The following is a 6,533-nucleotide window of genomic DNA, read 5'->3' as shown; positions in this document are numbered from 1 at the left end:
ATTTGATTTAGAGCACGACACTTTCGCATTCAGTTTTCAAGGTTCAAACCTTGAACTTCATATTGGCTTTAGCCAATGCTGTTTGGTGGCGATGGCGGAGGGGTTCCACGCGTACCCATCCCGAACACGACCGTTAAGCCCTCCAGCGCCGATGGTACTTGGACCGCAGGGTCCCGGGAGAGTAGGACGTCGCCAAGCAATTAAAGACCACTGTTGAGACATCTCGACGGTGGTTTTTTTATGTAAACCTAATATAGGTATGTTAAAAAGCCGAATGCTTCGCCTAATTTAGGTTGGCAGCAATCGGCTTTTTCCTTATATGCTTACGCTTTGTATAGGCATATGTCCATTTCGTTGACTTTAACGAGTCCACTTGAGTCGACTGCGCGCATCGTTAATAGGCAATACCAGCGTGGAGACAGCAGCCATAAGTGCCAGAACACATTCAACAAGGTGAGCTCCAATGGAAGCCATGGGCATAAAATAAGAATGACTAAAAACGTAATAGATGTCGTATGCAGCATAATTTTTGTGAGATATCTTAGGCTGATGAATTGCTGTGGGAGTGGCAAGTAACCAATCCATGGCATACGCCACCGCCAAGCCCATCTCCCTTTATATGTGTACCGATCTATGATGAAGATAGATCGGCCTATTACATAATGGAGCCATGCAATAAGCACACAAGAAGCAGCAACATAGCCGATACCGATGAGGCTATGTTGGTACAGTGCGACTGCGGTACACAGTGCAGCTAACGTGGAGAAGGCGATGATGAAAGGCTTCGCTAAACGAACTCTCTTCAGCAGCTGATAATGATAAAATGTTCGCTCCATTTGTTCATTGCGTATGGTTGACATTGAGCGAACCCTCCTTTTCAAGTTGAACAATAACTTATATATCGGTATTTATTCTATGAAAATGTAGAAGGGATAGAAATTGAAGGAGAACTTCAAGAAGATCAAAAATGTTGAAAAAGGGTTCAAACCGTACAAACACCAATACCAACAATCGATCATACATATATAAAAACATTTGAAACCGGCTATGAAACTGGTATATATCCATAGATTTAAGGGCATACTTATCATATAACCGCTAAAGGTGGGATTGACATGGAACGTCAGGATACACACTGCATTGTGTGCGGTGAAGCGACGAATGACGGCATAATGGTCGTCAATCAGTTTATTTGTACAGCATGTGAGCAAGAAATGGTTAAGACCGATGTGCAGGATCTGAAATATTCATTCTTCATTCATAAGCTAAAGCGATTATGGCTGCACACGAACGTGTAAGATAGCTCCCCTTGATTTGCTTACTCGTTAGGGCCCGATTCAGTGGGCTCTTTTTGCTTTTTATTGAACAAGAGATGAAGAAGTACACAATTTACGTTACAATAAATGAAGCAATAATAAAGGGGCAACCTTGATGAATATACGTAAGGGCACTTCTCACTTGACGCTTGATGTGCATGAGCAACTGCGAGCGCCACTTGTGGAAGCTTTACTTCAATATGATAGAAACCGGCACGCATCTTTCCATGTACCAGGTCATAAGGATGGACATTGGTATGAGCAAGCGGGGATTTCCTTATCTGAGCAGGGAGAATGGAGTATGCTGCTTCAGAGGATGTCACAACTGTTATCGATTGATGTGACGGAAGTAGAAGGTACAGATGATTTGCATCATCCGACAGGAGCGATTGCAGAGGCGCAGCAGCTAGCTGCGAAGTTGTTCGGTTCTGAAGAGACTCACTTTCTTGTAGGGGGCAGTACGGTTGGCAATATTGCACTCCTTATGAGCTGCTGTATTCAGCCGGACGATATTGTACTCGTACAGCGCAACGTGCATAAGTCTGTATTACACGGGCTTATGATGGCAGGTGCAAGAGCTGTATTCCTTACACCACAGATGGATACGGCAAGCGGTCTTGCTACTGCACCGACCAGTGAAGCGGTAGAGAAGGCACTTCAGGCATACCCAGAAGCGAAGGCTGTATTCGTGACGAATCCGAATTATTATGGAATGGGGATTGATCTCCGTCAACTTGTGGCTATTAGTCATCGTTATAATATCCCACTGCTGGTGGATGAGGCACACGGAGCACATTATGGGCTCCATCCCGCATTTCCAGAATCCGCTCTGCAGGCAGGTGCGGACGGTGTTGTACAGTCAACGCATAAAATGCTTGGGGGCATGACGATGAGTGCCATGCTTCACGTTCAAGGGGCTATGCTTAATCGAGCAAGGCTGAAGAAGCTGCTTACGATGCTGCAGAGCTCTAGCCCTTCCTATCCTTTAATGGCATCGCTTGATATCAGCCGCTATTATATAGCGCGAAATGGGTCAGAAGCGTTTGAGGAGGGTCTGAAGGCGGTTCAGCTCGTACGAGCTGCGATTGCTAATATGGACGCATTTGAGGTTATAGAGATACAAAGCACTCATTCGCAGTCCGCCTATTGCAGCCTTGACCCATTCAAGGTGACGATTCGATGCAGGGAGGGAATGTGTAGCGGTTATAAGCTGTTAGATCAGCTCGCTCTGCATGGGTGTATTGCCGAGATGGCCGAGTTGCGGCATACGGTGCTCGTATTCAGTCTAGGCAGCACATTAGAGGATGCGAAGCGATTAATTAGGGCATTGCAAGCGGTTGCTGTGACGTTGGACAACAACACTCCATATACTGAGATACAGGCGGATACCTATATGGAGATTACTGATGCGTCTGCACATCCGATTGTGATGGCTGGCGGGTATCGATTGTTCTCTGAGCCTGTATCCTTCTCGGTATATGAACAAGAGCCTGTACGAACGAAGCAAGTACTTGTGCAGGAGGCAATTGGGCACAAGGCAGCAGAGTCGGTGATTCCTTATCCGCCGGGCATTCCATTACTTTATCCAGGTGAGATTATTACAGAGAATGCAGCACAACAGCTGATCATGCTTGCACATGCCGGAGCTAAGTGCCATGACGCAGAGGATGAATCCTTGCGAACGATTCGTATTGTGGATACTGAAGAAGAGAAGGGAATTGAGGAATAGATATGAGTAAGCAGCAACGGGCAGAACGTCCCGGATGGTTGATTACACTGGAAGGTGGAGAAGGAGCAGGCAAGTCATCCGCGATTGAACTGCTGACGGATAAGCTGCGGCAGCAAGGAATGCATGTCGTAGTCACACGGGAGCCGGGAGGAGTCCGTATTGCCGAGAAGATTCGCAGCATTATCCTCGATCCTGTGCATACGGAGATGGATGCTCGAACAGAAGCATTGCTGTACGCTGCTGCCCGCAGACAGCATCTTGTGGAAGTTGTTATTCCAGCCTTAGAGCAGGGAGCAATCGTCTTATGTGACCGATTTGTTGACAGCTCACTTGCCTATCAAGGATACGCACGAGGACTCGGGATGGAAGATGTATGGGAAATCAATCGATTCGCGATTCACGATACAATGCCGGATATTACATTCTGGTTAGATATTGATCCACAGGCTGGATTGGCTCGGATTGCTGCTAATCAGTCTCGTGAAGTGAACCGGCTCGATAAAGAGAAGCTTGCATTCCACGAAGCAGTGCGCGAAGGGTACGAACGAATTGCTAAGCAGCAGTCGGAACGGATTGTGCAATTGGATGCTACACAGTCGCTAACGCAAATAAGTGGACAAATGTTCGACATTTTATGTGAGCGAACGCAGGATTTTGCAGGTCGGATGTATAAATAAGTAACATCATTCCAAACAGGGATGCCAAGAACTTTATTTTAAGGAGGATGACCAGGCATGAAGATGGTTGTAGCTATTGTACAAGACAAAGACAGCAATCGACTTTCCGGTGCATTAGTAAAGGCGAATTTTAGAGCGACCAAGCTGGCGAGTACGGGTGGATTTTTGCGTGCAGGCAATACGACGTTCATGATAGGTGTGGAGGATGATCAAGTGAGCACCGTCCTGAATGTCATCCGCAGCAACTGTAAGGTGAGAGATCAGCTTGTCACACCAGTAACTCCGCTCAGTGGTACTTCAGATTCTTATATGCCGCTGCCTGTCGAAGTACAGGTAGGGGGGGCGACCGTGTTTGTGCTCCCAGTAGAGCGGTTCGAGCATTTTTAACAATTCGTCCGCAATATTACGATATAATAGAAGTAATCCGCAGATGGATGGATTTCGATCGAATCATACTATGAAGCGAACTATTGCAGGTGATATGGAGTGAAAATTAACCCTGGATTTCGCCCCTTCGGCACGGATGTTCGTATGGGCGAATCTGTAACCAAGCCTGTCCAGCACAAGTCTTTTGCGGACATGATGAACAATCGTCATGATCAAGCGAGCAATGACGAGCTGCAGCAGAGGCTGCAGGATATTTATCAGCAAGGGGAACGACTGTCGAAGTCCATGACGATTCGTGAGCTTCGCATGTACCGAATGATGGTGAAGCGTTTTTTGGAGGATACAGTACGGCGGAACCTAAAAATTCGGGAAACGCGTGGATGGGATCGACGCGGCAGAAGCAAGCGATATCAGATCGTCGATGAGATTGACAGTGCTCTCATTGAATTAGCGGATCATCTGCTGGAGACGGAGCAAGGTAAAATTGATCTGCTTCATAAAGTAGGGGAAATTCGCGGGATGCTGATTAACCTATGCTTCTAGTCAAGCTAGGGAATTTCCCCATATCCCGTGACTAGAGCAGAGCTGCTTGCTCCGTATCGCATTCTGGTTATATATATGGAAGGAATACGCATAACATGTCGTTTGAACAAATTCTCGGACAGGATCGAGCTAAGAAAATATTGCAAAATGGTCTGCGCACAGACAAGGTATCCCATGCCTACTTATTCAGTGGACCGAAGGGTACGGGCCGGATAGCTGCTGCGCTAACCTTCACCAAGGCGTTATTCTGTGAACGCATGACAGATGATGCTTGTGGGGAATGTCTTTCTTGTCGGAAAATTGAGCACGGCAACCACCCTGATGTGCATGTTATTGCACCAGAGGGGCAGTCGATTAAGATCGATCAAATTCGCGAGCTGCAGCGCGAATTTTCCTACCGAACCCAAGCTACAGGCCGTAAAGTGTACATTATGGAGCAGGCGGAGAAGATGACCGTGCAAGCGGCCAACAGCCTGCTTAAATTTTTGGAGGAGCCAACAAGTCCTGCAGTGGCTATTCTGATTACAGAAAATGGACAAGCGATGCTGCCAACCATTCAATCCCGTTCACAGATGGTGCCATTTACACCGCAGGATCCGATCCTTATCTGTCAAACATTAGTAGCAGAGGGTTGTCCTGCTATATTAGCCCGTGCAGCTGTCTATCTTGTAAACGGCCTGGAGGCTGGGCGTGAGCTATGTGGACAGAATTGGTTTGCAGAAGTAAGAAACGTAATGTTACAATTAGGAAAGGAGTGCGAAGCAAGACTTCCTTCCGCACTTCTAACCGCACAGCAGAAGTTGTTTAAGACCGAGCTTGCTGAACATACGGACATGTTGTTCCGTTTGTTCCATCTCTGGTTTCGAGATATGTTGAATTACCAATACAACCGGCAGGAGAGTCTCGTCTTTATCGATCAGCTTGATACAATCAGCAAGCTGGCCTGGACGAAGTCGGCTGAAGGATGGATTCGGTGCATGGATGCGGCGACGGAGGCGCAGAAGCGGGTGCGCGCCAATGTAAGCCCGCAACTTGCTTGCGAGCAGTTTCTGGTTGGAATCCAAGGAGGTACTTGATTGTATAATGTAGTCGGCGTCCGTTTTAAGAGAGCGGGCAAAATATACTATTTCGACCCGGTCGAATGGCCGGTCCAGAGGGACCAGCATGTGATCGTCGAAACGGCGCGCGGCATCGAGTACGGCAAAGTCGTGATTGGTCCGAAGACCGTCGGTGAGAACGATGTGGTGCTTCCCTTGAAGAAAGTCATTCGCATCGCTAATGAAGCGGACGCTACATTGGTAGATGCGAACCGGCAAGCTGCGAAGGATGCGTTCGCAACTTGTATGGACAAGATTAAGGCGCATCAATTGAAGATGAAACTTGTAGATGTTGAATATACGTTTGATCGGAACAAAATCATCTTTTACTTTACGGCAGAAGGACGCGTGGACTTCCGCGAGCTGGTGAAAGACTTGGCTAGCGTATTCCGAACACGGATTGAGCTCCGGCAGATTGGTGTACGGGACGAGGCGAAGATGCTTGGCGGCATTGGGCCTTGTGGGCGCGTGTTATGCTGCTCCTCATGGTTAGGTGATTTTGAACCAGTATCAATTAAAATGGCAAAAGACCAGAACTTATCGCTGAATCCTACGAAAATATCCGGTTTGTGCGGTCGCTTGATGTGCTGCCTGAAATACGAGCATGACAATTATGAAAGCGTGAAAGAAGAGCTTCCTACAGTCGGCAAGTGGGTTGTTACCTCGATAGGAGAGGGCAAGGTCGTCGGTATTAATGCCGGTGAACGCAAAGTGCACGTCCAATTAGCCGATATCGGCAAGGTGAAAGATTTTGCTTTCGACGACGTTGTCATAAAATAAATAG

The 6,533-nt window shown here is 47.4% G+C and carries 8 protein-coding genes and 1 rRNA gene; 8 read left to right on the top strand and 1 reads right to left on the bottom strand.

What is annotated here, in order from left to right; all coding sequences use genetic code 11:
• Positions 1 to 81: 81 nt before the first annotated feature.
• Positions 82 to 198: ribosomal RNA gene (gene rrf, locus AZ66_RS09795) — 5S ribosomal RNA — on the top strand.
• Positions 199 to 323: 125 nt separating this feature from the next.
• Here the strand turns inward: rrf and AZ66_RS09790 are convergent.
• A complete protein-coding gene (locus tag AZ66_RS09790) occupies positions 324 to 860 on the bottom strand; it encodes a hypothetical protein (RefSeq protein ID WP_044354675.1) in 537 nt (178 codons plus the stop codon).
• 255 nt (positions 861 to 1,115) lie between these two features.
• Here AZ66_RS09790 and AZ66_RS09785 point away from each other — a divergent pair, with 255 nt between their 5' ends.
• From AZ66_RS09785 to AZ66_RS09755, 7 genes are all read left to right on the top strand, one after another.
• Positions 1,116 to 1,298, top strand: coding sequence for a sigma factor G inhibitor Gin (locus AZ66_RS09785; RefSeq protein WP_021260716.1), 183 nt, complete (start codon positions 1,116 to 1,118; stop codon positions 1,296 to 1,298).
• Between the two features lie 133 nt (positions 1,299 to 1,431).
• The gene (locus AZ66_RS09780; RefSeq protein WP_044354674.1) at positions 1,432 to 3,045 is read left to right on the top strand and encodes an aminotransferase class I/II-fold pyridoxal phosphate-dependent enzyme; all 1,614 of its coding nucleotides are present in this window, start codon (positions 1,432 to 1,434) and stop codon (positions 3,043 to 3,045) included.
• A 2-nt stretch (positions 3,046 to 3,047) separates the two neighbouring features.
• The gene (gene tmk, locus AZ66_RS09775) at positions 3,048 to 3,722 is read left to right on the top strand and encodes a dTMP kinase (RefSeq protein WP_044354673.1); all 675 of its coding nucleotides are present in this window, start codon (positions 3,048 to 3,050) and stop codon (positions 3,720 to 3,722) included.
• Between the two features lie 57 nt (positions 3,723 to 3,779).
• Positions 3,780 to 4,109 carry a cyclic-di-AMP receptor gene (locus AZ66_RS09770; RefSeq protein ID WP_021255894.1) on the top strand — a complete coding sequence of 110 codons (330 nt, stop codon included), beginning with the start codon at positions 3,780 to 3,782 and terminating at the stop codon, positions 4,107 to 4,109.
• 99 nt (positions 4,110 to 4,208) lie between these two features.
• A complete protein-coding gene (locus AZ66_RS09765; protein ID WP_021255895.1) occupies positions 4,209 to 4,652 on the top strand; it encodes a YaaR family protein in 444 nt (147 codons plus the stop codon).
• A gap of 95 nt (positions 4,653 to 4,747) precedes the next feature.
• Positions 4,748 to 5,728 carry a DNA polymerase III subunit delta' gene (gene holB / locus AZ66_RS09760; RefSeq protein WP_044354672.1) on the top strand — a complete coding sequence of 327 codons (981 nt, stop codon included), beginning with the start codon at positions 4,748 to 4,750 and terminating at the stop codon, positions 5,726 to 5,728.
• Positions 5,729 to 6,529, top strand: a complete 801-nt coding sequence (locus tag AZ66_RS09755; protein ID WP_044354671.1) for a PSP1 domain-containing protein — start codon at positions 5,729 to 5,731, stop codon at positions 6,527 to 6,529.
• Positions 6,530 to 6,533: the final 4 nt, after the last annotated feature.

It is taken from the genome of Paenibacillus sp. E194 (assembly GCF_000935845.1).
In the GTDB taxonomy this organism is placed as follows: Bacteria; Bacillota; Bacilli; order Paenibacillales; family Paenibacillaceae; genus Paenibacillus_B; species Paenibacillus_B alvei_B.
The sequence above is the reverse complement of the archived record's forward strand: the minus strand, read 5'-3'. Positions and strand labels throughout refer to the sequence as shown.

Excerpts from the sequence above, each read along its gene's own strand:
- AZ66_RS09780 (WP_044354674.1), top strand. The coding sequence starts at position 1,432 with ATGAATATACGTAAGGGCACTTCTCACTTGACGCTTGATGTGCATGAG.
- AZ66_RS09770 (WP_021255894.1), top strand. The coding sequence starts at position 3,780 with ATGAAGATGGTTGTAGCTATTGTACAAGACAAAGACAGCAATCGACTT.
- AZ66_RS09790 (WP_044354675.1), bottom strand. The coding sequence starts at position 860 with ATGTCAACCATACGCAATGAACAAATGGAGCGAACATTTTATCATTAT.
- AZ66_RS09785 (WP_021260716.1), top strand. The coding sequence starts at position 1,116 with ATGGAACGTCAGGATACACACTGCATTGTGTGCGGTGAAGCGACGAAT.
- holB (WP_044354672.1), top strand. The coding sequence starts at position 4,748 with ATGTCGTTTGAACAAATTCTCGGACAGGATCGAGCTAAGAAAATATTG.
- tmk (WP_044354673.1), top strand. The coding sequence starts at position 3,048 with ATGAGTAAGCAGCAACGGGCAGAACGTCCCGGATGGTTGATTACACTG.